Origin of the sequence: Priestia sp. YIM B13486 (assembly GCF_042787865.1) — a bacterium.
Taxonomy (GTDB): Bacteria; Bacillota; Bacilli; order Bacillales; family Bacillaceae_H; genus Priestia; species Priestia megaterium.
Genome location: NZ_JBHZOZ010000013.1, coordinates 85523 through 112364, shown reverse-complemented (window position 1 = coordinate 112364; position 26842 = coordinate 85523). Strand labels below are relative to the sequence as shown.

General features: G+C 35.1%; 37 protein-coding genes. 27 read left to right on the top strand and 10 right to left on the bottom strand.

The features are described from left to right. Positions 1-154 precede the first annotated feature (154 nt). A complete protein-coding gene (locus tag ACFX4G_RS24175) occupies positions 155-361 on the bottom strand; it encodes a hypothetical protein (RefSeq protein WP_016766362.1) in 207 nt (68 codons plus the stop codon). A 42-nt stretch (positions 362-403) separates the two neighbouring features. Further along, entirely contained in the window at positions 404-568 is a 165-nt protein-coding gene (locus ACFX4G_RS24170; RefSeq protein ID WP_016766361.1) for a hypothetical protein, read from the bottom strand. Between the two features lie 186 nt (positions 569-754). Between ACFX4G_RS24170 and ACFX4G_RS24165 the strand changes: the two genes are divergently transcribed. The 8 genes from ACFX4G_RS24165 (at position 755) to ACFX4G_RS24130 (ending at position 4411) form a co-directional block, all read left to right on the top strand. Further along, entirely contained in the window at positions 755-961 is a 207-nt protein-coding gene (locus ACFX4G_RS24165) for a hypothetical protein (protein ID WP_025749973.1), read from the top strand. A 133-nt stretch (positions 962-1094) separates the two neighbouring features. Next, a complete protein-coding gene (locus ACFX4G_RS24160; RefSeq protein ID WP_025749972.1) occupies positions 1095-1277 on the top strand; it encodes a hypothetical protein in 183 nt (60 codons plus the stop codon). A gap of 223 nt (positions 1278-1500) precedes the next feature. Continuing rightward, entirely contained in the window at positions 1501-2244 is a 744-nt protein-coding gene (locus ACFX4G_RS24155; protein ID WP_377577470.1) for an HAD family hydrolase, read from the top strand. A gap of 130 nt (positions 2245-2374) precedes the next feature. After that, entirely contained in the window at positions 2375-2563 is a 189-nt protein-coding gene (locus tag ACFX4G_RS24150; protein WP_013058440.1) for a hypothetical protein, read from the top strand. A 186-nt stretch (positions 2564-2749) separates the two neighbouring features. Continuing rightward, positions 2750-3088, top strand: a complete 339-nt coding sequence (locus tag ACFX4G_RS24145) for a CotD family spore coat protein (protein WP_377577467.1) — start codon at positions 2750-2752, stop codon at positions 3086-3088. 201 nt (positions 3089-3289) lie between these two features. Further along, positions 3290-3397 (top strand): YjcZ family sporulation protein, encoded by a 108-nt coding sequence (locus ACFX4G_RS24140; protein WP_016766356.1) that lies wholly within the window; start codon positions 3290-3292, stop codon positions 3395-3397. 286 nt (positions 3398-3683) lie between these two features. Then, entirely contained in the window at positions 3684-3836 is a 153-nt protein-coding gene (locus tag ACFX4G_RS24135; protein ID WP_013058439.1) for a YjcZ family sporulation protein, read from the top strand. A gap of 236 nt (positions 3837-4072) precedes the next feature. Beyond that, positions 4073-4411 carry a helix-turn-helix domain-containing protein gene (locus ACFX4G_RS24130; protein WP_377577464.1) on the top strand — a complete coding sequence of 113 codons (339 nt, stop codon included), beginning with the start codon at positions 4073-4075 and terminating at the stop codon, positions 4409-4411. A 44-nt stretch (positions 4412-4455) separates the two neighbouring features. On the opposite strand, the gene ACFX4G_RS24125 is transcribed toward ACFX4G_RS24130, so the two are convergent. Beyond that, positions 4456-4635, bottom strand: coding sequence for a hypothetical protein (locus tag ACFX4G_RS24125; protein WP_162214785.1), 180 nt, complete (start codon positions 4633-4635; stop codon positions 4456-4458). Positions 4636-4972: 337 nt separating this feature from the next. Here ACFX4G_RS24125 and ACFX4G_RS24120 point away from each other — a divergent pair, with 337 nt between their 5' ends. Next, entirely contained in the window at positions 4973-5443 is a 471-nt protein-coding gene (locus tag ACFX4G_RS24120) for a DinB family protein (protein ID WP_097823103.1), read from the top strand. A 92-nt stretch (positions 5444-5535) separates the two neighbouring features. Further along, positions 5536-5949: a general stress protein gene (locus tag ACFX4G_RS24115; protein WP_097823102.1), complete on the top strand. Its 414-nt coding sequence runs from the start codon at positions 5536-5538 to the stop codon at positions 5947-5949. Between the two features lie 83 nt (positions 5950-6032). On the opposite strand, the gene ACFX4G_RS24110 is transcribed toward ACFX4G_RS24115, so the two are convergent. The 3 genes from ACFX4G_RS24110 to ACFX4G_RS24100 all read right to left on the bottom strand — a co-directional run bounded on the left by ACFX4G_RS24110 (position 6033) and on the right by ACFX4G_RS24100 (position 8315). Then, positions 6033-6314 (bottom strand): YrhK family protein, encoded by a 282-nt coding sequence (locus ACFX4G_RS24110; protein ID WP_377577460.1) that lies wholly within the window; start codon positions 6312-6314, stop codon positions 6033-6035. 236 nt (positions 6315-6550) lie between these two features. Beyond that, positions 6551-7720 (bottom strand): MFS transporter, encoded by a 1170-nt coding sequence (locus tag ACFX4G_RS24105; protein ID WP_377577457.1) that lies wholly within the window; start codon positions 7718-7720, stop codon positions 6551-6553. 79 nt (positions 7721-7799) lie between these two features. Next, the gene (locus ACFX4G_RS24100; RefSeq protein WP_377577454.1) at positions 7800-8315 is read right to left on the bottom strand and encodes a cyclophilin-like fold protein; all 516 of its coding nucleotides are present in this window, start codon (positions 8313-8315) and stop codon (positions 7800-7802) included. Positions 8316-8493: 178 nt separating this feature from the next. On the opposite strand from ACFX4G_RS24100, the gene ACFX4G_RS24095 reads away from it, so the two are divergent. From ACFX4G_RS24095 to ACFX4G_RS24060, 8 genes are all read left to right on the top strand, one after another. Continuing rightward, positions 8494-9396 carry a LysR family transcriptional regulator gene (locus tag ACFX4G_RS24095; protein WP_097823098.1) on the top strand — a complete coding sequence of 301 codons (903 nt, stop codon included), beginning with the start codon at positions 8494-8496 and terminating at the stop codon, positions 9394-9396. Between the two features lie 293 nt (positions 9397-9689). Beyond that, on the top strand, positions 9690-9845 hold the full coding sequence (locus ACFX4G_RS24090) for a hypothetical protein (RefSeq protein WP_377577451.1): 156 nt from the start codon (positions 9690-9692) through the stop codon (positions 9843-9845). Positions 9846-10124: 279 nt separating this feature from the next. After that, complete coding sequence (locus tag ACFX4G_RS24085) at positions 10125-10454, top strand: PadR family transcriptional regulator (RefSeq protein WP_014458816.1); 330 nt, start codon at positions 10125-10127, stop codon at positions 10452-10454. Continuing rightward, a complete protein-coding gene (locus ACFX4G_RS24080; RefSeq protein WP_097823097.1) occupies positions 10441-11004 on the top strand; it encodes an HAAS signaling domain-containing protein in 564 nt (187 codons plus the stop codon). The genes ACFX4G_RS24085 and ACFX4G_RS24080 overlap by 14 nt, the downstream gene beginning before the upstream one ends. Next, complete coding sequence (locus ACFX4G_RS24075; RefSeq protein ID WP_377568475.1) at positions 10994-11857, top strand: DUF4097 family beta strand repeat-containing protein; 864 nt, start codon at positions 10994-10996, stop codon at positions 11855-11857. The genes ACFX4G_RS24080 and ACFX4G_RS24075 overlap by 11 nt, the downstream gene beginning before the upstream one ends. A 376-nt stretch (positions 11858-12233) precedes the next feature. Next, positions 12234-13400 carry an alanine dehydrogenase gene (locus ACFX4G_RS24070; protein ID WP_097823095.1) on the top strand — a complete coding sequence of 389 codons (1167 nt, stop codon included), beginning with the start codon at positions 12234-12236 and terminating at the stop codon, positions 13398-13400. Positions 13401-13421: 21 nt separating this feature from the next. Then, positions 13422-14840, top strand: a complete 1419-nt coding sequence (locus ACFX4G_RS24065; protein ID WP_097823094.1) for a sodium/glutamate symporter — start codon at positions 13422-13424, stop codon at positions 14838-14840. 347 nt (positions 14841-15187) lie between these two features. After that, complete coding sequence (locus ACFX4G_RS24060; protein ID WP_097823093.1) at positions 15188-15574, top strand: hypothetical protein; 387 nt, start codon at positions 15188-15190, stop codon at positions 15572-15574. A gap of 153 nt (positions 15575-15727) precedes the next feature. Here ACFX4G_RS24060 and ACFX4G_RS24055 read toward each other — a convergent pair whose 3' ends face one another. After that, positions 15728-16840, bottom strand: a complete 1113-nt coding sequence (locus tag ACFX4G_RS24055; protein ID WP_097823092.1) for a type II asparaginase — start codon at positions 16838-16840, stop codon at positions 15728-15730. A gap of 552 nt (positions 16841-17392) precedes the next feature. Next, positions 17393-18226 carry an STAS domain-containing protein gene (locus tag ACFX4G_RS24050; protein ID WP_097823091.1) on the bottom strand — a complete coding sequence of 278 codons (834 nt, stop codon included), beginning with the start codon at positions 18224-18226 and terminating at the stop codon, positions 17393-17395. A gap of 338 nt (positions 18227-18564) precedes the next feature. Here ACFX4G_RS24050 and ACFX4G_RS24045 point away from each other — a divergent pair, with 338 nt between their 5' ends. The 5 genes from ACFX4G_RS24045 (at position 18565) to ACFX4G_RS24025 (ending at position 21646) form a co-directional block, all read left to right on the top strand. Then, positions 18565-18762 carry a hypothetical protein gene (locus ACFX4G_RS24045; RefSeq protein ID WP_043978700.1) on the top strand — a complete coding sequence of 66 codons (198 nt, stop codon included), beginning with the start codon at positions 18565-18567 and terminating at the stop codon, positions 18760-18762. A 17-nt stretch (positions 18763-18779) separates the two neighbouring features. Then, complete coding sequence (locus tag ACFX4G_RS24040) at positions 18780-19070, top strand: spore coat protein (RefSeq protein ID WP_060747271.1); 291 nt, start codon at positions 18780-18782, stop codon at positions 19068-19070. 217 nt (positions 19071-19287) lie between these two features. Beyond that, positions 19288-20865: an FAD-dependent oxidoreductase gene (locus ACFX4G_RS24035; RefSeq protein ID WP_377577447.1), complete on the top strand. Its 1578-nt coding sequence runs from the start codon at positions 19288-19290 to the stop codon at positions 20863-20865. Positions 20866-21258: 393 nt separating this feature from the next. After that, entirely contained in the window at positions 21259-21459 is a 201-nt protein-coding gene (locus ACFX4G_RS24030) for a hypothetical protein (RefSeq protein WP_097823089.1), read from the top strand. Further along, positions 21431-21646: a hypothetical protein gene (locus tag ACFX4G_RS24025; protein ID WP_368484537.1), complete on the top strand. Its 216-nt coding sequence runs from the start codon at positions 21431-21433 to the stop codon at positions 21644-21646. The genes ACFX4G_RS24030 and ACFX4G_RS24025 overlap by 29 nt, the downstream gene beginning before the upstream one ends. 198 nt (positions 21647-21844) lie before the next feature. On the opposite strand, the gene ACFX4G_RS24020 is transcribed toward ACFX4G_RS24025, so the two are convergent. Both ACFX4G_RS24020 and ACFX4G_RS24015 read right to left on the bottom strand, forming a co-directional pair. Continuing rightward, a complete protein-coding gene (locus tag ACFX4G_RS24020; RefSeq protein ID WP_080781595.1) occupies positions 21845-22429 on the bottom strand; it encodes a YitT family protein in 585 nt (194 codons plus the stop codon). A 530-nt stretch (positions 22430-22959) separates the two neighbouring features. Next, complete coding sequence (locus tag ACFX4G_RS24015) at positions 22960-23673, bottom strand: hypothetical protein (RefSeq protein WP_097823088.1); 714 nt, start codon at positions 23671-23673, stop codon at positions 22960-22962. 933 nt (positions 23674-24606) lie between these two features. Between ACFX4G_RS24015 and ACFX4G_RS24010 the strand changes: the two genes are divergently transcribed. The 4 genes from ACFX4G_RS24010 (at position 24607) to ACFX4G_RS23995 (ending at position 26800) form a co-directional block, all read left to right on the top strand. Further along, positions 24607-25527 carry a CPBP family intramembrane glutamic endopeptidase gene (locus ACFX4G_RS24010; RefSeq protein WP_230185428.1) on the top strand — a complete coding sequence of 307 codons (921 nt, stop codon included), beginning with the start codon at positions 24607-24609 and terminating at the stop codon, positions 25525-25527. 43 nt (positions 25528-25570) lie between these two features. Next, positions 25571-25717: a hypothetical protein gene (locus tag ACFX4G_RS24005; RefSeq protein ID WP_377568494.1), complete on the top strand. Its 147-nt coding sequence runs from the start codon at positions 25571-25573 to the stop codon at positions 25715-25717. A gap of 333 nt (positions 25718-26050) precedes the next feature. Beyond that, entirely contained in the window at positions 26051-26434 is a 384-nt protein-coding gene (locus ACFX4G_RS24000; protein ID WP_377568497.1) for a hypothetical protein, read from the top strand. 198 nt (positions 26435-26632) lie between these two features. Continuing rightward, a complete protein-coding gene (locus ACFX4G_RS23995) occupies positions 26633-26800 on the top strand; it encodes a hypothetical protein (RefSeq protein ID WP_377577443.1) in 168 nt (55 codons plus the stop codon). Positions 26801-26842: the final 42 nt, after the last annotated feature.

Below are 26842 nucleotides of genomic sequence, written 5' to 3'. Positions count from 1 at the left end.
GTCACCGGTACAATACCGACAACTGGCTGTTTAAAAGGTGTTTTGATCCCTGTCTCGAAATCAGGGGTCAGTCCCATAAAGAGTTAGTCTTTTGCTTGATGAAAACGATCAATATTCAAAAAGCTGCCTCAAAGGATTGCTTTTTATATCTATTTTAAGAGTTAGGTTTATTGATTCTATCCATTGCTTCTTGAACTGCATTTACAACAAAAGGATCTTTTTCCTTCAAATCATTCACGCTGATTTCACCTGATTGTAAACCTCTGCAGATTTCATGGATATCTTCTTCAATTGTAATCGGCAGCTTATTTTCTGTAAGCATGTTACTTAATTCATTTGCTAACATTTTTTGTTGATCCATGGGATGCCCTCCTCGTCATGTAAAAGTATAAATTGATCAAGCTTATTTCTTTTCTTTTCCTTCTTGCTGATTCTGTACTTTTTCAATTCCAGTGTTTGATTCAAATCCAACTCGATAAGTTCCAGATTTTTGTTGTTTTACTGAATCTGGCATTTGATACTGCTTTAAATCATCCTGAAACTGTCTTGTGCTTGGATTTCCTTCCACTTATATTCCTCCTCAGTAAAGTAAGTTTTGACGCTTTAGTTTCCCCAGTTCGTAAAACAATTAAGCATGTTGTACATGGCTCTTTGCAACAAATATCTAATTAATTCTCGGGAAATAAAAATATAACTTAACCTTCCACTTATTTTATCTTCAAATTTTCAAACAATAGGGCTAGGAGGTGTTTTTATGCCAAAGAAAGACTTTACAGGCGTTGATAATTCAGGAATTGCAGAAAGAGTTGATTATAACAACTATAAAAATAAAGATAGCAATAATGACCCTACGCTTAACCGTATTGTCGAAGAAGATGGGCGTGCTCTTGATCCGAGGGAAACCTTAGAAAATTTCTTCACTGACCTTGAAGGCGAAGATCCACAAGAAATTACAACTTAATAAAAAAAGTAGAAAACGGCGGATCTTTTTAAGCGAAAAGACCTATGAAACGCAGATATTTTCATTAAAGAACCTGCTGTAAACGAGTTAACATGATTTGAAAAAATGAGGGCTATTAATAGAGGTGAAGTTAATGTCGCACACAGAAACTGAACGAACAACGTATATGTATGATCCTTTCACTATACAAGGTCTTGAAATGAATATACCTAAAGAAGGCGAAGGCAGCCAACCGCTAATAAATCGTTCAGGACTGAGTACCTCTACGTTCAAAACCAACATGAATAGAAAACATTTTGAACGTTATATTTATTAGCAGGAATATCCTGCAGCTTTTTATCTTATAAAAAGATCCTTCTATTTTATACGCTAGAAGGGTCTTTCCACTAAATATTCTCATTTCAGTATAGTAAATCAACTGCTTATTCCTAACGTATTGGAGATTTTATCTTAGTTTTAGGTGTGAGTAGGTAACAAAAATGGTTAGTGTTTTTTCATATATACTGTCTGTACATCCATTGTAGAAAGGATTTAACGAAATGCAGAAGCAAACCTTACTTTTTAATTTAGACGATACGCTTGTTCACTGTAATAAATATTTTAGAGACACCATAAATGCTTTTGTGGCTCAATTGCAGGGATGGTTTGAGAATCTGACTAAGGAAGAAATAAAACAAAAGCAGTTAGAGATAGATTTAAAAAGTATCGAAAAGCATGGCCTTCACTCTTCCCGTTTTCCAGAATCATTAGTAGACACTTATTTATTTTTTAATGAACAAAATCATCAAGATATCCATGACGATAGAGTTGAAAGAGTCAAAAAAATTGGTCAAAGTGTATTTGAAGTACCGATAGAGCCTTTGCCAAATATGTATGAAGTATTAGATAAGCTTAAAGAACAAGGACATGATCTCTACTTGCACACAGGTGGAGACGAGGAAAATCAAGGTAGAAAAATTGTTCAGCTAGAGCTAGCTAAATACTTTGAAAAAAGGGTATTTATTTCTGAACAAAAAGATACATGTGCATTAAAAGAAATACTAAACCAAATTAAGTACGATCCAAAAAAGACTTGGATGATTGGCAATTCATTAAAAACCGATATAAGGCCGGCAGTAGAAGCTGGAATACATGCGATTCACGTACCTTCTGAACTGGAGTGGAGCTACAACCAAGTTAAAATTGATGTTGCGCCAAAAGGTAAATTGCTAACTGTTAATTCATTGCTGGAAGTTCCAGAAATCATTCAAAAGCATGCTCAAGAAACGGTTGTGTCCACCTAATATTAGGTCATATGTAAACACAATATACAGAAACAGCCAACCGTTGATTAAACCTTACCCAACGGTGGCCAGATAAAATTCTTATGTTTTTTCTAATCAACTCACATACTACACAGAGGAGGTGACTGATATGGCAGATCAATCCAAAGAATCAGAAAAGATGATATGTGAAGATCATAATTCTCCAGTTGACGAAAGAAGCTACGATTTATACGAAGCGACGCGTAATTCACTTTTACGTAATGAATTAGACGATAAAAACAAAACCATTTTAAATAATATTGATAACGCAGCGATGGATGTTAATCTTGAGGAATAATGGACATTAAAAAAACTTCTATTTCTTAGTCTCATAGCTATGTTACTAAGGATACACGTTTCTTTTTCTCTTAGTAGAAAAGACCCTAAATAATTAGGGTCTTTTTTAGGTATTTGTCCAAACATTCTATGGTTGTTTCACATACAGTAATAGGAGTCTACTAACAGAAAGGAGAAGATTTTTAATATGAGAAACAACTATCCTTATCAGCACTCTAATTACGGTGGTTATCAAGGGGCTATGTATCCTCAGCAAGGCAGCTGCGGTTATCCTCAAGCTAAACCTTGTGGCCAAGTGCCTCCTCAAACCATGCCTGCTCAGTATGACCCAGTTAAACAAAATACATCTTTTACTGGTCAAGATGTGTTTGTACCAGTGATGCACCCTAGTCATACCACAAATGTTTATCAAAAAAATTATAAATATATGCACTCATTCCCTCATACAGAATCCGTTCTATATCAAGAAACGCATCACCATTTTTGTGCTCCAAGCTGCCCTCCTAGACCTCGTCCTTGGTGCTGATAGCCAAAAAAGCCCCTTCATTTTAACAATGAAGGGTTTTTACTATGTGAAATTTAGGATGTTATTTAGCTATCGTTAAACAAAGTAGCCTATTTTTGACCAAAATCCAATCGATATGAGCTATGTCTACATATAATACCTTAACCCATGTATATTTAAAGTTTTTTCCTTTAGTTAAATACCACGAAAAGAGGTGTTTGCATGTCTAGTTATGGTGGAGCAGGTTCTGGTTTTGCTTTATTAGTTGTCCTGTTTATTCTTCTTGTCATTATTGGATGCAGCTGTTACGGCCGCGGATTTGGCTATTAATAACAATAAAAAAGTCTTTCTCTAATTTGAGAAAGACTTTTTTATTCTAGGTTGTGCGGGGTTGCTTTTATACGCAATAGAACTGATTGGGCGGAATTCAAACAATCTATTGCAGAGGGAGTAAAACTCATATATGGGATCTGAGGATGCTTCATTGTATGTAAAAGAAACTAAAAGGTTATTATTTTTTATTTATAGTGATATAAAACGTAGTCTATCCAGTTCGGGGAGCAAATTTCGTTTTTCATCATATGCTAAATGTATGAACGAGAAGGAGGTGAAGTTTATGTTCTTTGGCGGTTATGGCGGAGGTTGTGGCTATGGTTATGGCGGCGGCTGCGGTTACGGCGGTGGCAGTGGTTTTGCTTTAATTATCGTGCTGTTTATCTTATTAATCATTATTGGCTGTGCTTGTTGGGGAGGATTTGGCGGTTGCTAATTATTAGCCTGCCTTTATCTCTAACTTAAAAAAGTTAGCTTTATGCTAGCTTTTTTTATTTGTTAAATGAGGACATGTATAGTGATTAGTACTAATACCTGCTGTGTTAACCAATGGTTTACAGCTTGTTACTAAGCGTTTATGGAATTTTTTACATATTCATTGTAAGCTAAGCCTTAGAGGTGATGAAGGTGAATTTAGGGGAACAGCTGCAGAAGTGAAGCGAAGAGAAAAAGATGTCCAGGAAAGAATTAGCTGGGAAAATGAATGTATCTAGACAAGCTGTCTATAAGTGGGAAAATAATAAAGGGTATCCTGATATTGAGAACCTTATTAAGTTAAGCGAACTTTATAATGTGACGTTGGATGAATTGATTAAAGGGGATCAATCTTTTCAAAGCAAAATAGGAATCGATCGAAAAAAGAGTGAGGATTTATCAGACTCTGGTTTTATTATCGGAATCATTCTTGTATTTGCAGGACTGTTTTTAGATTTGGGTACATTTTCAGCTGGTGTTACCATACTAGATTTTCTAACGATGTTTTTTTATGATGATTTAAAGAAAACGTTTTGAAATATAAAAAAGGATTTTAAGGAAGAAAGGTAAGTAAACAGGCTTTAAGTTCTCTTAGAGCCTGTTTTTGTAACTTCAGTTTTCATTAAGAAACCTGCCAAGATGATAAAGACAGCAGATAAAAGCAATGCGGTTAATCCTTGTTTTAAAATAAATCCAAAAATTGTTATAGAAAATGATCCTAAAAAGAACATTAATTTGACTAAAATATTTCTTTTACTCATTTATAACCATCTCAATTCTACATACAGACAATCTATAAAGTTACTGATATTGCTTTCTTTGTCCAACACTCCACGCTAAACCTAAAATAGAAACAGTTATAACTATCGCTGTTAACATAACTATATTCACCTCTTTTTCCTTATAATTACATTGTAACATAGCCTCAGCGTGCTGTTTTAAAAGAGATGTGAGAATGACCAATATATTCACTACTTAAAGGATGAAAGTTATTATACTCAGCATAAGGACCATGAATATTTGAAATAAGTTTAGTTGAAAATTCACCTCTTTGTTTTGGGGAAATGATGTAAAATGATGATAAGAGGAGGGATGGAAATGAATGGAACAGATGCAATAGTATTAAATATAAAAGAGATTAGAAGAAGAAGTATAAAGGTTTGGCAAGCAATTCCTGATGATAAACTTGATTGGAAGCCAGATAAAGAAGCTATGACATGCATAGAAATGGTTCGTCATGTCTTGGAGTCAGAATACTATTATTATCTAGCTATCGAAAATTTGGGCAGCTTAAAGGAATTTGATTCTCCTTTTGAAAAAAGACCCTTACAATCTATAAAGGATGAATTGGAGTTTGCAGCATCCTACCACCAACAATTTTTAGACATGGTTACTACTTTTTCTGAAGAAGATTTAACTAACATTCAAATAGACCGTTCAGATGTTGGTTATATTCGTTCTTTAGGGGATATGTTGATGCGGATAGGCTATCATGAATCCGTACACGCTGGACAACTCTTACAGTATTTGAGGATCATGGAGGTTGATCGACCTAGAATATGGGATTAAATCAATTAACTATGGATCTATTGTTAATAAGGGTAGAATAGCGGGTACATAAAAAGTAAGGAGAAAAGATCTTAATGAAGGAGGAAAGCTCTATGAGTAAAAGTGTTATAGGTGTATATGAGTCGCCGGAAGAAACATTAACTAGAATTGAGAAATTAAGAATGATAGGGTATGAGGATAATGAAATTACAGTTCTAACTAATCAAGAGACCGCAGCGGGCAATCTAGCTTATAGAACGAATGTAAACGTGGATAAGCTATCTGCTGCTGACCAAGATAAAGTCACTCAGGAAGATATGACTGGAGGGGCCCAGCAGGATTCTTTTTTAGATAAATTAAAGAAATTTTTTGTGGTGCAAAATTACTCAAATGAAGAAGATCGTGCAACAAATTTAGGTATTCCCACAGAGGAACTGACCTCTCATAAAAAAGATTTGGATGATGGAAAGTTTGTAATTGCTGTGACTTCTCATAAATTGAATGAAAAAGGGTTAGACCTAGAGTGATATATTCGATTCAAAAAGGGGGTGTACGCGTACACCCCCTTTTGATATATAGAATTCACAAGAAAAATTGTTTGCAAAGAAGATTATTTATTCCGATAACCTTCCTTTAAATATTTTCGTAAGTGAAAATCGTGTACTAATTTAATCGTTGGACGAATGAGCAATTGCACGCTCCCAAGAATAAATAACCAAATCCCTATATTTTTTAAGGAATCATAGAAGAATAAAATACTGCCAATTAGGAACCAGATGCCTATCAAGAAGTCATTAATCGTATTTATAACTTTATAACTCTTTTTAAAGAACAATTCGTATTTACCTACTTCAATCTCCCCGTAGTCTTCTTTTCTTCCCATTTCTGCCATTGTAACTCCCTCTTTTTCTTGAATTTCTTTTTTAATTCCCTTAGCAAGTCATAAAAAACGTCTTTTGTGACAGGGATATAATGGCAAGGGAACAAGTGTGACTTTAGTGTATTTTTTTATCTTGAATTTCCGTTTTTATCCATTAATAATGTAAGCATTGGCTAGAATAGATTTCTGCTCTTCATAGATGCAATAAAAGAAAACAAAGGGATCCGAAAAAGGGTTGAATTGATGCCTTATTTAGAAAGCTGTTTTATAGGACGATTCATGTAGCTTCTTGGTAAAATAAATACTACGCTCAATACTAATGACAAGATCCCCACTAGTACGACGTATTCTGTACCCAGTCCTGATATAAATAGTCCACCTACAGCTGTACCAATCGTTGTTCCTAAGTTAACGGATGCTAAAAATAATCCATTTGCGAAATCAGGAGCTTCCGGAGCTGCTGATGAAATCCAATATTGATTAATATTCGTTCCTATACCAGCGAATATTCCCCAAACTAAAGTCATAATAGCCATAGGCCAATTGAACTGTCCGGTGAAGTATAAAATGATGTAAACGACTCCCAATGCGAAAGGGAAAACTACTACCGTTTTGATAGCATTTTTCGTAAGCAGCTTCCCTGCGATAATGTTTCCAATAATGTTTGCCACACCGAATAGAATTAACATGAAGCTGATTAATTTTCCAGAGATGTTCGTAACGGTTTTAAGATACTCAGCAAGATAGCTGTATACCCCAAATACTGCTGAATTCAGTAAAAGGACGGCCATAATAGAAAGCCAAGTAACGGGGTTTTTTAATACGCTGAGCTGGGCTCCGTAGGAAAGTCTTTCTTTAACAGGCATAGAAGGGAACAATGCCCATGTAGCAATAAATACTATAGCGTTAATAACAGCGAAAAATGCCATTGAAAGTTGAAACGAAACTGTGCTTGCAAGAAAGCTTGCGATGGGTACACCAAGCACCATACCTGCGGATACGCCAATAAAGACTTTGGAAACAGCTTTTGGAGCGTCTTCCTTGCTGACTGAGTTCGCAGCCATTGTAAAAGCTGCTGAAAAATAAATTGGATGAAAGATAGCTGGAATCACACGCGCAAGTATGGCAACAGCAAAGTTAGACGTAAAGATAGAGATAATGTTACCTAAAACGAAAATACCAAGTACAAGCAACATCGCTTTCTTACGATTAATTCCTGAAAATAATAACGGCATAGTTGGACCGGATATTGATACAGTAAGAGCAAAGAGACTCACCAGCCACCCGGCCTTCGATACACTGATATGAAAGTGATCCGCAATGTAGGGCAGTATCCCTATAACCCCCATTTCGGTATTTATAATCCCGAAAGCCCCTAAGGTTAAGACAAATATAAGTAGCTTATTTTGTTTAGACATACAATCAATTTCCCTCTTTCTAAAAGTGTTCTGTTCTAGCTGCTTCAAAGCGGGCTGTTTAAAGACAAATTGTTATGTTTTACTTAGTCACTTTTTCAATGGTAACTGTGAAATCACCATGAATATTTTCAAGGTTTTCTTTTCCTGATTCAATTTGACCTAGTATGATAAGGTCATTTGTGGCATCCTCAAAACCTTTATAAAAAATAGCAACATTGCCCCAAGGAGCGTAATAAGCAAAGTCGCCTTTTTTTGATAGATCTCCGGCTTGTACATCATCTGCTGATAATCTTTTTTGTGAAATACTAATTTTCTCTTTACCTATATAATCTTCAAAAATGACTGTTAAAGGCAATTGAGCTAGAAAAGCCATACTTGCTGGGTTATCATACATCCTAATCAAGACTTCTTTATCGTTAAACGTTAATTTTATTTTTGTATCTGAAATATGTTCTTCTTTTGGCTGTTCTGGTGCTTGGTTTAAAAGATTACTTGTATTATGATCTCTGTCCGCTGCAGATAAATTATTGTTGCTGCAAGCAGCGAGGCCAAGGCTTGCTACTAAGATAGAAGACAGACATAAAAGTTTTTTCATTTTAAGCTCCTTTCCACTTTGAATAATTAAAAATGGTGCTTTTGTGATATGAACTTCGTTGCTATTTATTCTACTGGCTCCTTTTAAATATAGAAAATGCTTATATCTTATATCGTGGTATGCTTGATAAGCATTTCTGAGACGTATACACTAAAGATTGTGAAAGGAGGAGGGGTATATGGAATTTCGAGTTTTACGCTATTTTCTTACGGTTGCAAGAGAAGGAAACATCACGAGAGCTGCTGATTTTTTGCATGTGACACAGCCAACTTTGTCGAGACAATTAAAAGATCTTGAACAAGAGTTAGGTAAAAAACTATTTGTTCGCAGCAGTCACAGTGTCATCCTGACAGATGAAGGAATGCTTCTGCGAAACAGGGCAGAAGAAATCGTTAATATGATGGATAAATTAGAGGCTGAGTTTAGTTCTATGGAAGAAACAATAGGTGGTGACGTCTATATAGGCGGCGGGGAAACTGAAGCAATGAAACATATTGCACGAGTAGCAAAAGATGTACAGGTACGTTATCCCAATATACGATATCACCTCTACAGTGGAAACGAAGAAGATATAACGGAACGGCTTGACAAGGGTCTGCTTGATTTTGGTATTTTAATTCAGCCAGCCGATATTTCAAAATACAATTATCTTAATATGCCTGCCAAAGATATTTGGGGCGTCGTTATGAAAAAAGACAGCTCCCTTGCCGTCAAAGAAAGCATTCAAGCTGCGGATTTAGTAAACGTTCCACTGATTTGTTCACGACAAGCCGTGAAACAGACTTTTTCAAAAAATGAATTTGCGGATTGGTTCGGCGAAGATTTTCATAAATTGAACATTGTCACTACATACAATCTTGCCTATAATGCGGCGATTATGGTTGAAGAAGGCGTTGGATATGCCATAACACTTGATAAAATCGTCAACACATCTACGACTAGCAACCTTTGTTTCAGACCGTTACAGCCAAGACTTGAATCAGGTTTAAATATTGTGTGGAAAAAGCATCATGTTCTTTCAGCTGCGGCGGCTGCGTTTTTAAAAGAACTGCAGGAGGAATTTGCACCATCTAGAAAATGAAATTTTTGATAGCAGTCTACTTTAAAACAGCTATAAAATTGGCTGTTTTTTATTGTTTGAAAATGTAAAATAACGGCTTCTTTTTTCTTTAATTTATTACAAAAAAATCAAATACACGTAAGACATTTCTATCAAATGCGATAACAGCTGTTAAATTTTATCTTAAAAGTGATATTCTTATAAACATTCAATCAGTATGCTTTTAAAGCTATTTATGGATTTAATGTTAGGGTATGAAACAAGTATGGAGAGCCAAGATTACTTTATTATTTTAAACGAAGGATGAGTGATGTATGAACAAGCTTATAATACCAGCCATACTAGTAATCTTCGCTTTATGGATCTTATTGCAATTGGCTTTAGACGGGGATATTTTCAAAAATCCGCTAAATTATTTTATCTTAATAACGGTTTTCTTTTTATTTATCCAACAAGCAAAAGAAAAATAGCCTGGCATGATTGCTGCTGTGTAGTCTATAGTTATAGGCTGCTTTTTCTTTTGGGTACGTTAAAATAATTTTATCTACAAGCTAATTAGAAAAGAAGGTTGAACCTTGCTTTATAAAAAACACCTTACGACTGTAAAAATGACTAAAATTTAAAAAATATTAAACAGTACCTTGCAATAAACAATAGCTGGTGATATATTGTAATTATTAGGAAGAAATTATAAATCAGTACTATACAATAAACAGTAGTGGACTGTGAAAAGAAAAGGGTGAAGAACAGTGAACGTACAATTTAAAAAAGGAGTTTTAGAGCTTTGTGTCCTTGTGTTGCTTGATAAAAAAGACCGCTATGGATATGAATTAGTTCAAAAAATCTCCGATCAAATTGAAATATCAGAAGGGTCAGTATATCCTCTTCTGCGCCGATTAACAAAAGAAGAATACTTCACAACGTACCTAAAAGAATCTACAGAAGGTCCCTCAAGGAAATATTATCAGCTTACCGATAAAGGAAGAGATTATTTATATGAACTTGTCGATGAATGGAATGAGTTTTCAAGAGGTGTTAATCAATTAATTAAAGAAGGTGTGAACAATGTCGAAGAGTAAATTTTTACAGCAATTAAATGAATCCTTAAAACCATTATCCGCAAAAGAACGGGCAGATATTTTACAAGATTATGAAGAACATTTTTCCATTGGCTTAGAAGAAGGAAAAACAGAAGAAGAAATTGTAACGTCGTTAGGTTCTCCGAATCAAATAGCTAAAGAATTGCTCGCAGATTATCACGTTGAGCAAGCAACAGCTAAGGCAACAACTCAAAATATCTTAAGAGCCACGTGGGCCGTAATTGGGTTAGCCTTTTTTAATGTAGTGATTGTTCTTGGACCCGCCGTCGCATTAGCTGGCTTCATTTTGTCAGCTTGGGCCATAGGTCTATGTTTCTTGCTATCTCCGATTCTAGTTCTTGGTGAGGCTATTGTACATTCGAGCGGCTTTTTTCTCTTTAATTTATTTATGTCTTTAGCATTTTGCGGAATTGGATATTTTATTATGTTAGGTATGTTAGTTGTGACGAAGCTAGCTATAAAAGGCTTTGTACGTTATCTAAAATACAATGTATCACTTGTGAAAGGCGGTTTAAAACGTGCTGAATAAAAAGAAACTCTCCATTCTTGCAGGCATTCTCATCCTTGTTGGGATTATAGGAGGCCTCCTTACGTATCGTGCTATTGATCCTGAACCTATTTCAAAAGAAAAAGTTATTAAAAGCAATCAAGTATCAAAGGTAAACATCGATACGGATAATACTCGTGTTCATGTATACCCTATCAAAGGCGATAATATCAAAGTAACATTAAAAGGCGAAACATCTCCTAATATAAAAAGAGACTTCACTACTGACGTTAGAAATTCAACGCTTTTTATCTCTTATAGTGAACAACAGCGCAGCTGGGTCAATTTTGACATTGTTAGTGTATTAAAACCGCTATCTATCAACGTTTATTTGCCTGAAAAACAGTATAATTCATTGGGGATTTCCAGCAACAATGGGTATGTGTCTGTTAAAAAATTACGCGCAGCAGATGTTTCCATTCGCGCAAACAACGGACGTGTAGAATTAGAGAACATTGATTCACAAAACTTGAACACCAGCGTACACAATGGACTTACAAGCATAAAAAATGCTGCAGCAAAAACGGTTCAAGCAAAAGGAAATAACGGGAAAATAACGCTTAGTAACGTGGAAGGTAGTTTAGAAGGCGAAACGCATAATGGAAGTATCGCCTTAGAAACAAAAGAACTTGATCGAGATATTGACCTTAAAACGAACAATGGAAAGATTAAAATTAAGACGGAAAAAGAACCAAGTAACGTTCAATTTAATGTTTCCGTGGACAATGGAAAAGTCGATATTCTAAATAAATATGATAGGGACGCTGTTATTGGAAAAGGAAAGAATATTATTAAACTAGCCACTCATAACGGCAGTATTTCCGTAACAAAGTAGCCTGTTAGCTCTACGGCATAAAGCTCATCTGCAAAAAAGCAGAGGCACAGCTAGCCGCAGATAATCAAAAAAAGGTTTCACTCATTGAACGTTGATGAGTGGAACCTTTTTTCTATGCAAGATTAATAAGGTAACAGCTTGTCATGACATACATAAACAGGTATTAATTTCAGATCCTTTTGAATTTTTATTCATTTTAATTTATACTTTGGTAAGTAAATGCAGAATAAGGTTCTATTAGAACAATCTCTTCAAAGTTTGTGTGTAGCAAGATAAGGTACATTTGCTTTAATCTGAATATTTCTAATAATTTCTTTAATCTTAAGATCACGCATGAAGGAGAGGCATTTACAAAAATGAATTTAGGGGGATCAACATGATATTTGGTGTATTAAAAGACAATAAAGTGGGAGAGTATCGAGTCATTATGACACCTTTAGAGGTTGCTACTATTAAAGACGATGGCCATACGGTCCTTGTTCAAAAAGATGCGGGCGCATTAGCGGGATTTACGAATGAACAGTATGAAAAAGAAGGGGCCGAAATAGTAGAAACAACAGAAGAGATGTATGAAAGATGTGACTTTATAGCAAAAGTTAAAGAGATTGAAGAAAATGAGTATAAGTTGCTCAAGAAAAATCAAATTATCTATACGTGTATACATCCAGCTGCACATAAAGAGCAGGTACAAGCTATCCTCGATAGCAAATGTATCGCGTTCACTGCGGAAGATTCACATCGATTTGGTTCAGTAAACTGTGAAGCAGCAGGAAAACAAGGCGCACTAATGGGGCTTCAAGCCATGCTGACGATTAACGGAGGAAAAGGAAAATTTGTTAGTGGCTTAGCTGGAGCTCCCGGTATGAAGGTACTGATCCTTGGAGGAGGACTAGTGGGGAGGTCTGCTCTGCAAGTTTTACATTCATTAGGTGCGTGGTGTACGGTTATGGATATAAATTACGGAACATTAAGAGATATCGGCAAAACGTATAATGAAAAAGTGAATACTCAGCTATCAACTAAGCAAAATATTAAAAAACTGCTTCCTGAAACTGATATGGTAATTAACTGTGTGAAATGGCCAAAGGAACGCAAAGATTATTTAATAGAGTGCGATATGCTCAATTTAATGGAAAAAGGATCAGTTATTGTAGATATTAGCAATGACACTGACGGTGCAATTGAATCTTTCCGTGAAACAACTCATGAACATCCTACATATATTGAAAATGGTGTCGTTCATTACTGTGTCAGCAATATTCCTGGAGCGATTGCTAACTCTACTTCTGTAGCTTATGCAGCGTCCGTGCTGCCACATATTCAGTCCATCCTAAATTCGGGTGTAAAATCAGCCTGTATCAAAGATGGATTTTTAAGACGCAGCTTAACCGCTTATAAAGGATACCTCACACATGAAGAAACAAGTTCTATACAAAATAGACCTTGGATCAGACCAGAGAACGTATTACATATACAAGGGGAAAAGCTAGACCTAGCACCACCCGCTACATCAACAAGATCAGCTAATTTGTTAAGCATTTAAAGTTGCAAAAGGAGGATATGAATGACTGTATATACGATACTAGTAGATTTTGCTTGTGCCAGTGTTCTGATTTTGATAGGCATGCTGCTTCGCGCAAAATTTAAATTTATCCAAAGAAGTTTTATTCCAGCAAGCTTATTGGCAGGTTTTTTAGGTTTAGCATTAGGACCTAGCTTTTTAAACATCCTACCTTTTTCTGAAGATATTAGCTCCTATGCAGGGATTATTACCATTTTTGTATTTGCGGCAGTTGGAATAAACGGGTTTTCTTTTTCACCCGGCAATATGAAAAAGGATATCAATCGAATGGGCGCATATGCCACTTATAAAATTCTTTGTATAGGCCTTCAAATGTCTATTCCGATTGTCTTTTCTATTTTAGTGATTTCAAAGTTTGCTCCAGAAATTAATAACGGATTTGGTTTACTTTTAGCAGCCGGATTTTATGGAGGACATGGAACAGCGGCAGCGGTAGGTACAACCTTTGAAAATCTAGGCTGGGAAAATGCAACGGACTTAGGGATGACCGCTGCTACCGGCGGTATTTTAGCAGGTATTTTTGGTGGACTTATTTTTATAAAATGGGCAACTCGAAAGGGATACACTCATTATGTAAAAGACTTCTCGGAAATTTCCGAGGATTTAAAAACGGGATTAGTTCAGCCTAAAAATAGAACAGCAATGGGGGATGACACTATTTCACCAATTGCGATGGATCCATTAGCCTTTCATTTAGCATTATTAGTTGTGCCATCAGGTTTGGGATACTTATTAAACAATTATATTGCGACTGCTTGGGGACTAGAATTCCCAACGTTTACAATAGCATTTTTGATAGCGCTGCTTATGTACATATTGCTAGGCAAAGGAGAAAAAGGGGTTTATAAATACGTTGATAGTAAGGTAGTCGATCGTTTAGGCAGTGCAGCAACCGATTTTCTTGTATTTTTTGGAGTAGCTTCAATCAAATTACCTATTGTTGTGGAATATGCACTTCCACTGGGTTTATTAATGCTTTCAGGTATAGCAATAGTAGTGGTGATGCTAGTCGTAATTGGACCGGCCATGAACTATGAAAGCTGGTTTGAACGTTCCATATTTGTGTATGGCTATTCAACAGGTGTGTTTGCAATTGGGCTTACATTACTAAGAATTATTGACCCTAATAACAAATCAAAAACACTTACAGATACAGCGGTAGTTGGACCGCTTAATACACCGTTAGAATTATTTGCGTGGTCAGCAGGGCCTGTTATGCTCTTAAGCGGACAGCACTGGACGTTTGTTGGGATTTTTGCAGGCATATCGATTCTATGTTTCGTCATCGCTAGAATCTTCAAATGGTGGCACTGGAAGGTTCCTTTAGGGGCGCGTCCTCCTGTTCCATTAGATAGAAATGAAGGGGTTATTCGAATAACTGGAGAACATATTGAAAAATAACGTAGGTTAAATAAAATATGCATACTAAACTCATTCTATTTATATCTTATGAATGAGAGACAAGAGCCCGTAAACGTATGTTTACGGGCTCTTACAATGCAATGAGAAGCTTGTGATAGAGAAGGGGAATTCTTTAGTTTTCTAACAGGATTTTTCTCTTGTCTTTCCTCCTGAACGAATTGTTCGCAAGGGACTTACATTAAGCTCGTGATAAGTCCTATTGTACTCTCCGTAAGCAGAAAACTTTAAAAAATATACCTTCTTTTATGCTGAAAAAGGAATATTTCTTTAAATAAAACGATACTATTTTCTGATACAACCTATTCCTGCGAAAGGAGCAAAAATAAATGAAACGATATGTTGCGTACGGCTTGTTACTCACAGTGTCTTTAGTATTTGCAGTTTTTTTAATTGTTGATTGGCGCCAATACGAAACTGGGTTAGAACATGCTATTAAGCCTGCTGCTAATAACTATGAGAACAGCAAAAACTATGTTTCTGACAAACGTATGATAGATGTCATTGTAAAGCTAACGAAAGAAAGCCCTGCAACATTTGGAACAAGATTAAAAAGTGCGCAAAGAATAGATGAGGGGCGTGTCCATGTGAATACCAATAAGCTAGAGGGCATTATTGAGTTAAAAGATATAGAAGGCAAGACCTTGGTATGGCGTGTACTAGACAACACATCAAATCATTTAATTATAGAAAGCAAGAACTGGGGAAATGAATAAGGGACCTGCGGATGGTTTCTTTCCTAATTAAAAGAGGGTGAGACAAAAGTATGTTAATGATGTCTCAACCTCTTTATGTCCTTCTTATAAGCTGTCATTGCCAATTGTTCTTGGAAAATTTAGCTAAAACAGAGGATGAAAGATATTTTTGATTTAATACTCATTAAAGTAGGTTTGAATCTTTTGAGGGTCCTTTGTTTTCGTTAAAGCAAGCATTAAAAGAATACGGGCTTTTTGTGGATTTAATGAATCGGATGTAACAAACGTATCTTTATCATCTGATTCTTCATGTGTCACAACTCCGCTTCCTACCCGGCTAGATCTGACCATAACTACGCCTTTTTTTACCGCATCTCTAGCACCTGTTAGAGCAGCATCGGATAGCAGTCCATTTCCTGCTCCTGCAACGACGATTCCTTTTGCTTCAGTTTTTACGGCTGTGTCATAAAAATCCCTAGAATCGTTTTGATACCCATATATGATGTCTACTTGAGGAAGCTTATCTAATTTTGATACATCGAATATTGATTGTGTTGTATGCTTGCGAGTTGGTTTGTTATAAAATATTATCTTATCTCCAGCTATTTCTCCTACATATCCTTGTTCAGGGGATTTAAACGTATCTACTGCCGTTGTATGTGTTTTTGTTATATAACGAGCTGCACCAATTCGATCGTTAAGCGCTACTAAAACGCCGGTATTTCGTGCGTCTTTTGTAGAAGCAATTTTCACTGCATTATACAAGTTTAGCGGTCCATCTGCACTTATAGCGGTAGCTGGTCTCATTGAACCAACCACAACCACAGGTTTGTCACTCTTTACTACTAAATTTAGAAAATAAGCCGTTTCCTCCATCGTATCAGATCCGTGTGTCACGACAATTCCATCAACATCCTTAGAAGCTAATAGTGTATTAATCCGCTTCGCTAACTTTAACAAAATACTGTTATCTATATTTTGACTTCCGATATTTACGACCTGTTCTCCGCTTACATTCGCTATTTTTTTCAACTGAGGAACAGCTTTGATAATTGTTTTAATGTTAAGAGCTCCTGATTCATATCCAGTTGTGTCTGTGCTGCTTTCAGAAGAGCCTGCAATCGTACCTCCAGTGGCCAAAATCTTTATATTAGGCTGCTCTTCTTTCACTGAATGTTTTACAGTCATTTTAGAATCATTTACCGATGCATTGACCAATGATAAAGGTCCCGAAAATAAGATAACGCTTGATAAAAAGGTGATGCCTATTATTTTTTTCAGTTTCATCTTTATTTAGCTCCTTTTGTTGAAAATACATGTAATGATATTATTGGTGATTTAATTTTAAAATATCCAATCATTTGTCCATACGAAGAATAAATAGATAAATGAATTATTTTTATAAGCTACTTTACTATCAAACGGATTATAAGAATGGGAAACCCTTAATGAAAAATGTGCAAACCATTTAAATATGTTAAGATTGATTTCATCATTTACATAACTTATAGAAGAAGCTCGTCAAAAAGAAGCCTTTGCTATGATTAGCAAAGGCTTCTTTTTGACAAGAATTATGATGAATATGACTAGCTTAAAAGAAATGCACCCAATACTGCTTTTTTTATTTCTATCTGTCAATATTAGGGGTCCTAAAAGCTAACTCACAGTAGAATAGAACTCAAAAATATACAGTTCTTTTTCTTCATATTAGTATGTTAGCAATGGAAGAACAAATAAATTATTTGTTCTCTTTGTACCTGAAGTTTCCTCCTAATGGGATGGGTACGTCTATTTATGATATAACCGACATAAAAAAATGCTTAATACTTTGATTCAATATCACTCCTGCAAAAGCTTATTTACTGCATCTTTTAACTTTCCATAAGTTTTCAATTTGCTCATATCTATTCCTAATTGAACAGCAGTTAAGGCTATTTCCGGACGGATACCTGTGATAGTTGTATCAATGCCAAGTAGGTCCAACATCTTTATAACCTGAAATAATTCATTGGTCATCATAGTATCAATCGAAGGTGCACCTGATAAGTCAATAATTAAGCAAGACAGATTTAGCTCTTTTGCTTGCAGCATAACTTTCTTTGCAAAATCACTATTTTTATAATCATCAACCTGACCAATTAGAGGCAGCACACCCACTGTATCGGAAATACTGATGACAGGCGTGCTAAGCTCAGAAATCAACATTTTTTGAGCTTGAGACTGCGCTTCTGAAACTTGTCCGTAATAAAGCGTAAAAAGTTCTATCATCCGATCAAACGCTTCATTTACTACTTTATTCCATAAAAAAAGCTCTTCATATGTAATGCTAGATGAATGAAGGTGAAAAAAAGATTCAATCTGTTTAAAAAAGATTAAACGAAACTTTTTAAAATGATGAATACTATGATAAAGAGAATCGCCTCTTTGAGCCCTTTTTGAGGCAACTTCCTGTGCCCAGTCACTAAGAGTATCTAATGACTCTCCTATAAGAACTTTTACAATTTTACAAGTGAAATATTGATTTTGTACTCGAAGATATTCGGTTGTTTGGGAAGAGGCATCAGCTGTGTAGATTGAATCCTTTTCCACTTCCCGTGAGTCTAGCCATTCTTGAGACATTTCATCAATATGTTCTAGTAAAAAGTCATGTAGCTTTTCTGTCATTTCCTGCATAACATGTTCTCCTTTATTGTTATCTAACGTTCCGTTTCCCGGTTTACTTGTATGAAAAACTTCTACTTGTTTATGAAGCATCTTGGATATGTAATTGGTAACTATTTATTTAACGTTTCGTTATTATTTAATGTCAGAGGACTCTCTTGATTTTTAATATCTCTTTCTTTTTCCTTTTGATATAGAAAATGGTTTATATAAATAGACTCATTTATGCTAGTTGTAATACCTGGGCATATTTTTCTGAAACATTAAAAAAATTAGATAATTACTGTTTAAATGGAAACAAGCTGGGAATATAGTTCACAAGCCAGAAAATTCTAAGGAGGAATTGAGATATGTCAAAAAAATTAGCTATGCACGAGACGCTAGAAGTTCATGAAATCTTAACGCTTAAAACGTCATGTGTAACAAAAGGCACAGCAATGCTGGAATTGGTAGAGGATGAAAAATTAAAAAAGATTCTGGAAGAAGACGTCCAAACGTCTACTGAAGCAATTAATGAATTAAAAAAAATCTTAAAGAAAGCTCAATAAACAGGAGGGATTTAGGAATGGCTGCTAAAAGTACGCTTAACAAAACATTAGATGATCTTGCTATTGCAACTGATTTGTTGTTATCAGCGAAAAACGGTGTACGAACATATGCCGTAGCTCTCACGGAAACAGCAACTCCAGAAGTTCGGAAAGTATTAAAAAAACAATTGGATGAAGCCATCGAACTTCATGAAAAGATTGCTCAATATATGATTGATAATGAAATGTATCATGCCTATGATGTTGAAGAGCAAGTAAATCACGATTTAAAAAAAGCAGATAAAGCGTTAGAGTTAGCAAAAGGTTAAAATCAATATTCGTAGATATATATTTTCTATAAAAAAGAGAAAGTCTAATTCAAATAGACTCTCTCTTTTTTTATCTATATTAAAGACTTTTTGAATTAAGATTATAAAATAATACAAGTCCACATATCGAAGGCTGTATTCCTCATATAAGTATGAACTTTAAATAAATGGAAATCCTGATAACACTACTATCAAAATATTGAATGGAGGTCGTAATGTGACTCATAATGAACACAAGGGAGAACAGCTTCCGCAGACGCCTGAACCATACTGGAGAGATTTTATTGATTTGCCGGAGTTTCCCGCTTTAGATAATGACATGGATGTAGATGTTGTAGTTGTAGGCGGAGGGATTACAGGTCTTACTTCTGCGTACCTCTTAGTCAATGAAGGTCTAAAGGTAGGCGTTTTAGAAGCTGAAAGACTATTGAATGGCACAACGGGGCATACGACAGCAAAAGTTACTGCCCAGCACGATTTGATCTACGATGAGTTTATTCGGAATTTTGGAAGAAGTAAGGCAAGATTATACTATGAAGCTAATGCGGATGCTTTGAATTTTATTAAGAAAACAGTTGAAGAACATCAAATTGATTGTGATTTCATCATGCAAGATGCTTACATATATGCTACTACTGATGAGTATGCTCTAAAACTTGAAAAAGAGGCAGAAGCTTATAAGGAACTTAACATTGATGGTGAATTGGCAGACCATATTCCTTTTAACGTAAAAATTAAAAAAGCCCTTGTGATGAAAGACCAGGCACAGTTTCATCCCATTAAATACCTCGTTCACCTCGTTCAAGCTATTAAGCAAAAAGGCGGACTTATTTTTGAACATACAGCGGCAGTGAATATTGAATCTGGGGATAAGCAAACAGTTCTTACACGAGAAGGGATGCGTGTTACAGGAAGCTACGTTCTTTCTTGCTCGCATTTTCCTTTCTATGAAGGGCTGGGCCTTTACTCTGCTAGAATGCACGCTGACCGCTCATATATCCTTGCTGTTAAAGCCAAAAAAGCTTATCCAGGTGGAATGTATATTAGCGCTGATCAACCAACACGTTCCCTGCGTTCTACAGTCATTAACGGTGAAGAAATGGTTCTTATAGCGGGAGAAAGCCATCAAACAGGCCAAGGAAAAGATACAATGGAACATTATAAAGCGTTAAAGAATTTTGGTGAACAAGTTTTCGACATAGAAAATATTGTATATCGCTGGTCAGCACAAGACTTAGTCACGCTTGATAAACTTCCTTATATTGGAGAAATCACCTCTAGTCAACCTAATATACTCGTCGCTACTGGTTATAGGAAATGGGGAATGACAAATGGAACAGCAGCAGCCCTCTTATTCAGAGATATAATTCTAGGCAAAGAGAACGCCTATCAACATTTATATTCGCCATCGCGTTTCTACGCAAACCCCAGCTTGAAAAATTTCTTAGTAGAAAATGCTGATGTCGTAAGCCATCTCATCAAAGGTAAGCTTGAAATCTCTGATGTAAGAGCTGAAGATCTATCTAATGATGAAGGGGCGGTAATTACGGTTCGAGGTCATCGAAAGGGAGCCTACAAAGATCAAGAAGGAAAAATCCACATTGTAGATACAACCTGTACTCACATTGGCTGCGAAGTCGAATGGAACAGTGGAGATCGTTCTTGGGATTGCCCTTGCCATGGATCTAGATTTTCTTATACAGGAGAAGTTATAGAAGGCCCAGCAGAAAAGCCTCTGCAGAAATATGATTACACAATGCTCGATAACCTTACATCAGAGGATTCTGGGTATTAAAGACATTCTTTCTTTATGAAAATTATTTAAAACGGCAGGCTAGATCATGAACTCTCAGTTGGATTTGAAATCTCTGACTGCAGGGTTCTTTTTTTACTGTTTTACTAAAGGCATGATAATGATGAACTACAATTTCTTTTATGTAAACCTCCTATAATTAATTTGACTTCTTCTATAATAAATATCACATACTTTTTTCCATTTTAATTCACACTGAATATATGTTTTTATTCCTCACAATCAGCAGAAAACCATACAAAATAAACATTTTTCTACCAGTTATAATAAATAGCTTGCGAACAAAAAATTGTTCATTTTTGCCAAACATTTTTCTTAAAGGAACAGACGATTATAAACAAGTACGTTCTATCTACTTTAAGGAGGTTTTTAAGAATGACTAAAAACAATCAACGCTATAAGCAAAAAGATGCTCAGCTACTTGGAGGGAATATTACTGATACTGAATTAGGACAAGAACTGGGAAGCATTCATCAAGCAATTTCCCAGCTAAGTCAAAACTTTTCTCAACTACTTGCCGTGGGACTTATTTTTATTACCCATCTCCATGATATTTTTTATACAAGTAAAGCCTAAAATTAACCCCGTAATCAAAGCACTGATTTATTCAGCAGTAGGTGCTTTTATTGGCCTTCCACTACTTAATTGGATTGGTATTTATAAACCGCTGCACTGGAGGTACATTTATTCCTTTCCTATTCTAATTATTATTTACTTAGCTGCATCTTACATAGCTTCTAGAGGAAAGTTTGAAAAATTATAGGTGGAAATGTTAAGGCTAATGTTTAATAATTAGAGCAAGCTACTCAAGATGCAATAGAGCATCCGCTAACGATTATTGTTAATGCAACTTATAGAAAAAGACTATCCCTTATAGTTGAAAAGAGATGGTCTTTTTAATTTATAAAAAACAGGAAGAGGCAAAAACAGGAGATAGAAGATACTAATTTTATAATTCAAATTACTCTTTTTTAGTAATTAACCAAGTCGTCAATCCCCCTATAAAAATTGTTGAACATGAAAAAAGAAACGTTTTAGGTCCTAGTAAAGGAAGACCTGCTGTTATAATCAAACCGTCTATAATTAAAATAACCATCCCTATGTTCAAAGAAAAAGCTTTTGATATTAGTTGAGCTAGTAAATCTGTTCCTCCAGTGCTTGTCTCATATCGAAGCATAAGACCAACTCCTGTCCCAATAAATATCCCTCCAAGGATTACACTAGAAAAAATAGAAAATTGAAACTGGTTTTTAATAGGTTCTAGCCAGTCAATCAATAAAGAAGAAATAATTAGCCCATAAAAACTATTATAAAAATAATGCCGTTCATAAATCCAAGCAAACCAACATAGTGGGAGACCTAAAATGATCATCGTTACACCTGTGGGGAATTCAAAATAATAGTGAAGGATGAGAGCAATTCCAATTGTTCCTCCATCCAACAAATAATGAGGAACTAAAAATCCATTAATTCCGATGCTTAGCAATAAGCTTCCCACAAAAACAACCGGTATTTTTCGAAAAATAATAATCACCTTTTTAGTCAATTTATCTCTTACTATATTTATATGTTTTTATTACCTGTTATGAATTTTTTTTTGTAAATGAATAAAGGCTTATCTCTTGAGCAAACTAGCCAAGACGCCGTGAGGGCATCATAAAATAGCTCTCCACTCCTTACGAGGAAAGAAAATGCCACTCATTAGAGGGGAAATCCCTAATTAGTGGCTTCTTTATTTTTAAACTGTTTAGATCTTTACTTATTGTTTTAAACCTAGATAATTTACGAAGTGATAGAGTTCATACAACTTTTTGGCTGTAAAGTTTAAGTGAGGAGTTCGGAGAAAGAAAAATAAGTTTCATAAGTCAGTGTTATCAACTTGCTTTATTTCTTCTAACGAAGGAAAATTTCTAGGGAGCCAGAGACCCAGTCTATTATGTCCTGCTAGATACAACCAAAATGTTCACAGGCCTTCTTTCTTGATTTCAGTAAAGTGGTTATTTTTATATCCCAACTGTTGAAAAAATGGAAAACCTAATGTATTAGACGAAAAATCTATTGCTCTACTCCACTTAATTACCAATCAAAAAAAGCTTTTAACGCAATCATTGTAGCGGCGTAGACAAGAGATGAGATTAAAAAGGTTGGCAAGTGCGCGTGTTTTTCAAAAGGGAGTTCTTTACTGATAACGTTAAATAACATTGCACCTGAACTAAATGCAATCATCGACTCAATAAGCAGGCCGGATGAGGGCCCGAAGACGCCCATGATTGATCCAAGAAAAGTTGCCCCTGCAAGCATATAGCGACCTCTGTTTTTGTGCAAGCGATGATGTTTTTTTCCTAGATGGTAGGACCACCCCATAAAGTGAAGGCTGATAGCCAATCCATAGAATAGTGATTCAACTCGCTTGACATCGGTTGAGAACACAACATAAGAAATGATAAAAGAATAAACCATAAAGAAACTCGCCTGTACCATATAAACGGTCAGTTCCTTCAGGTGTGTGGCTGCCTTCGTCTGAGCAAATGAATACACAGAAAAATAGACGAGTAAGCCGAGAAGACCAAGAAAATATAGTTCAGTATCAAGGGCCAAGGATCCTCCAAACTCTTCTTGTTTTTTATGAAGTGTCGGTAAGATATAAATAAACACATAAGCAATAGCTACACCGCCTGATAATGAGAGCAGCTTTTGCTCCCCGATTGGAGAACGTTCGACAATCGTTAATGCGTATAGTTGAATGAGGATAAATACAATGCCTATTATAATTGATTCAATTGTAACCATGATTGTCTCCTTTTAAGGTTGAACTTTACGGTTTAGTTCCCTTTAAAAGAAAAAGAGAAACCATACTTTGAGTAGATACTTCTTAAAAAGGCGCATTCATTAAGGGAATATTGTACCTTAATTATTTTCTTAAAACGTATTATCTCTATACTAAATGCGATGAAAAGGGTTATAAAAACTCTATCTGAGATTTAAATAAAAGAAGCAAACTCCTAATGATAGGGAGTTTGCTTTTTGGTTTCTATAAATATTTCTGCAGGGGAACTAACATCCTTTTTCCAAAAGTTTTCGATTTATTTACACGTATGATACGAATCTAGCAATTTTATCTGTTTTGCTAGACACTTCATATTGATTATCCTATTTTTCTTGGTTATAATATTGTTGTTACATTTGTAATAATAATGTAATATTATTGTAACTTATATACATTTGTATGGTGTTATATGAGTTGATTGCTAATTTAAAAACTGAAAAAGTTGTTTATGGATAAACTCTTAAGTGTTGTGGTAACAGCTATGAGGGTAAAAGTTTGAATAAAAAGGTGAGGGAAATGTTGAAAAAAATATTTATTTTAGTTGTTTTGGGATATATATTCTTGAGTAGCAAGTACTTTCTTCAAAATTATGTGTATGCGGGCACGTATGAGCAAGATATAAAGGTTAACGATGACTTGGTGTCGAGTCTTCTTTTAGAAAAAGCTGTTTTTTAACGGCTTTTAAGACGCTAAATTTTATATAAAGAGGTAATGGGTAGAGTTGTGATTTCTTAATATTGTCAGTCTCTTTCCTTATCTTCAAAGGTAAAAAGCAGGCGGTAGTTAAAATGATTGCAGGACTTCGGATCCTGATAGATTTTTACATTGCCTAGACAACAACAAAGTAGAGAAGAACGGTATAATTGAGAAGAGAAGGCTGAGGGAGTAAGAAGAAAATGAAAAACTATTTAAATGTGGAAGAAGGAAAAAATAGCTGGAAGCGTTATGTAAGTACAACAATCCTTGCTTCTGTGTTTATGCTGTTAGGATCAGTTATTTATATTATTGCTGAAATGATAATGGTTGCAGCTGATGAAAGTGGAAAATCATATTTTGATTTTGATAGCGGAGTAGCTGTAGGAATCAATGCTAATCTTGATTTTTTGTTGTCTCATATTATGTACATATGCTGGATTTTTGGTTTATGGATCGGGATTCGTTTTATTCACAAACGAAAAATGAAATCATTAATCACTGCTAACAAATGTGTGAATTGGAAGAAAGTAATATGGTCTTTTGGAGCTTTTAGCCTGTTACTAATCGTTTCACAATTAATTGATGTCGTGTTTAACCACTCGGATTATTCATGGAATCATGTAAGTTTAAAAGAGTATGCCCTGTTAGTACTGATCACGCTTTTATTAGTACCTATTCAAACAACAACAGAGGAGCTGTTTTTTAGAGGGCTTCTTCTTCAATGGGTGAGTAAGAAAGTGAAGCGTCCAATCTTACTTGCGATTATTGTCGGACTAATGTTTTCAATAGGACATTTTGCTAATCCTGAAATGAATAAATCCATTATATTAGTCGGACTGGATTACATTGTAGCTGGTTTTGCTCTTACATATATCGCGATTAAGACAAAAAGCTTAGAAATTACCATTGGCGCACACGCAGCCAACAACATGTTTCTCGCTCTGTTCCTTACAACGGACGATTCTGTTTTCGGATCTATACCGAGTTTGTTTAAGGTAGCTAACACTGAGCCAGGAGCGAATCTTATTTGGTCGATTGTTATGTTTAGTGTTTTCTATATCCTATGTAGAGGGAAGATAAAAAAGGAAGAAGCAGCTGACAAAGAACAGCTTATTGCTTAAATTGGCAGAACCAATAACTAAACAGGATAGGAGATGTAACAGAGTGAGTGGAAATCACGATAAAAAGAAACCATTGACTCGTGTAGAAATGAAGCGAGGCCACTTAGCTACTCAACATCGCATTTTGAATGTACTTATCGTTCTTGCATCGATTGCTGCAGTTTATCTAGTAATAAAAACCATACTTTAAAAGAGCAGCCTTTAAGGCTGCTCTTTTTATTCCTGCAGTATCTTAGCTAAGAATATATATAAAATCAAGATATAAAATATAGAAAAAATGTTATTATATAGATATTGATTTAAAAATAAAATAATGTATAGGGGATATCAGCTAATATGTTTTTTGTCATTATAGGATTTATAGCCGTCTTTATCACGTTATGTTCGTTAGAAGCTAAGCTAAGAACGATAGTGAATCAAAATAATAGATTAATTAAATTACTTGAAAAAATGAACAGGTACTAGCACAAAAATTATCTAATAGGGTATTTGGGAACTTTTGTACTGTGTAGGAGGATTTAAATTGAAAAGGAAGTTTTTGTTTTTAGGAATTATATCTATTTTTTTATTAGTATTGGGTAGCTGTGGTAGCAAGGAAGAAAGTGTGCGTTTCGAAGGTGAAGGAGATCATTGGAAAGGTTTATATCTTTTAAATAAAGGAGAGAATACTCAAAACGGGCAAGGAAGTATCATTTATGAAGGAAAAGACAAGGAGAAAGTAGGAAAAGTTTCTTATGTTGTGGAATCGGAAACAAGTAAATTATCAGGTACGGATGACGAGACAGAAGGGAAAATTAATTTAAATGGGAGTTGCAGCGGGTGTTCGACTCAAAGCAGTAACGCTCCTTTTCACGTGACAATAAAATGGCATGGTAAAGAAGATAAATTTGATTTAACATCAAAGTAGAACGGTAAAACGTTGTATGTATATGAAACTACAAATCTGGCCACACTAATAACGTATTCTCCCTATTCTAATAAAGTTAAAAATCCTTTGCCTACATCAGGGAAGGATTATTTTTTTATAAATCCTGCTTTAATTGGTTGTTAATCTAAATAAAGGGGAATTACATCTATTAAGAGCACACAAAGGGGATAAATATTAGTGACAAATCATAGGTACTATACGGGATCCCTGTTCGCCAGTGAATTAGAACGCTTAAAAGAAGAATATATTCAACTTGATTTCGACGATGTGAAAAGAATGGTTGAAGAAGATATTTTACTGTTAGAAAAAGCGGTGAATATGTTGTCTACGAATACAGTTTATTAAATTAAGCAACTTACTCAAGATGCAATAAAGCATTATCTAGCG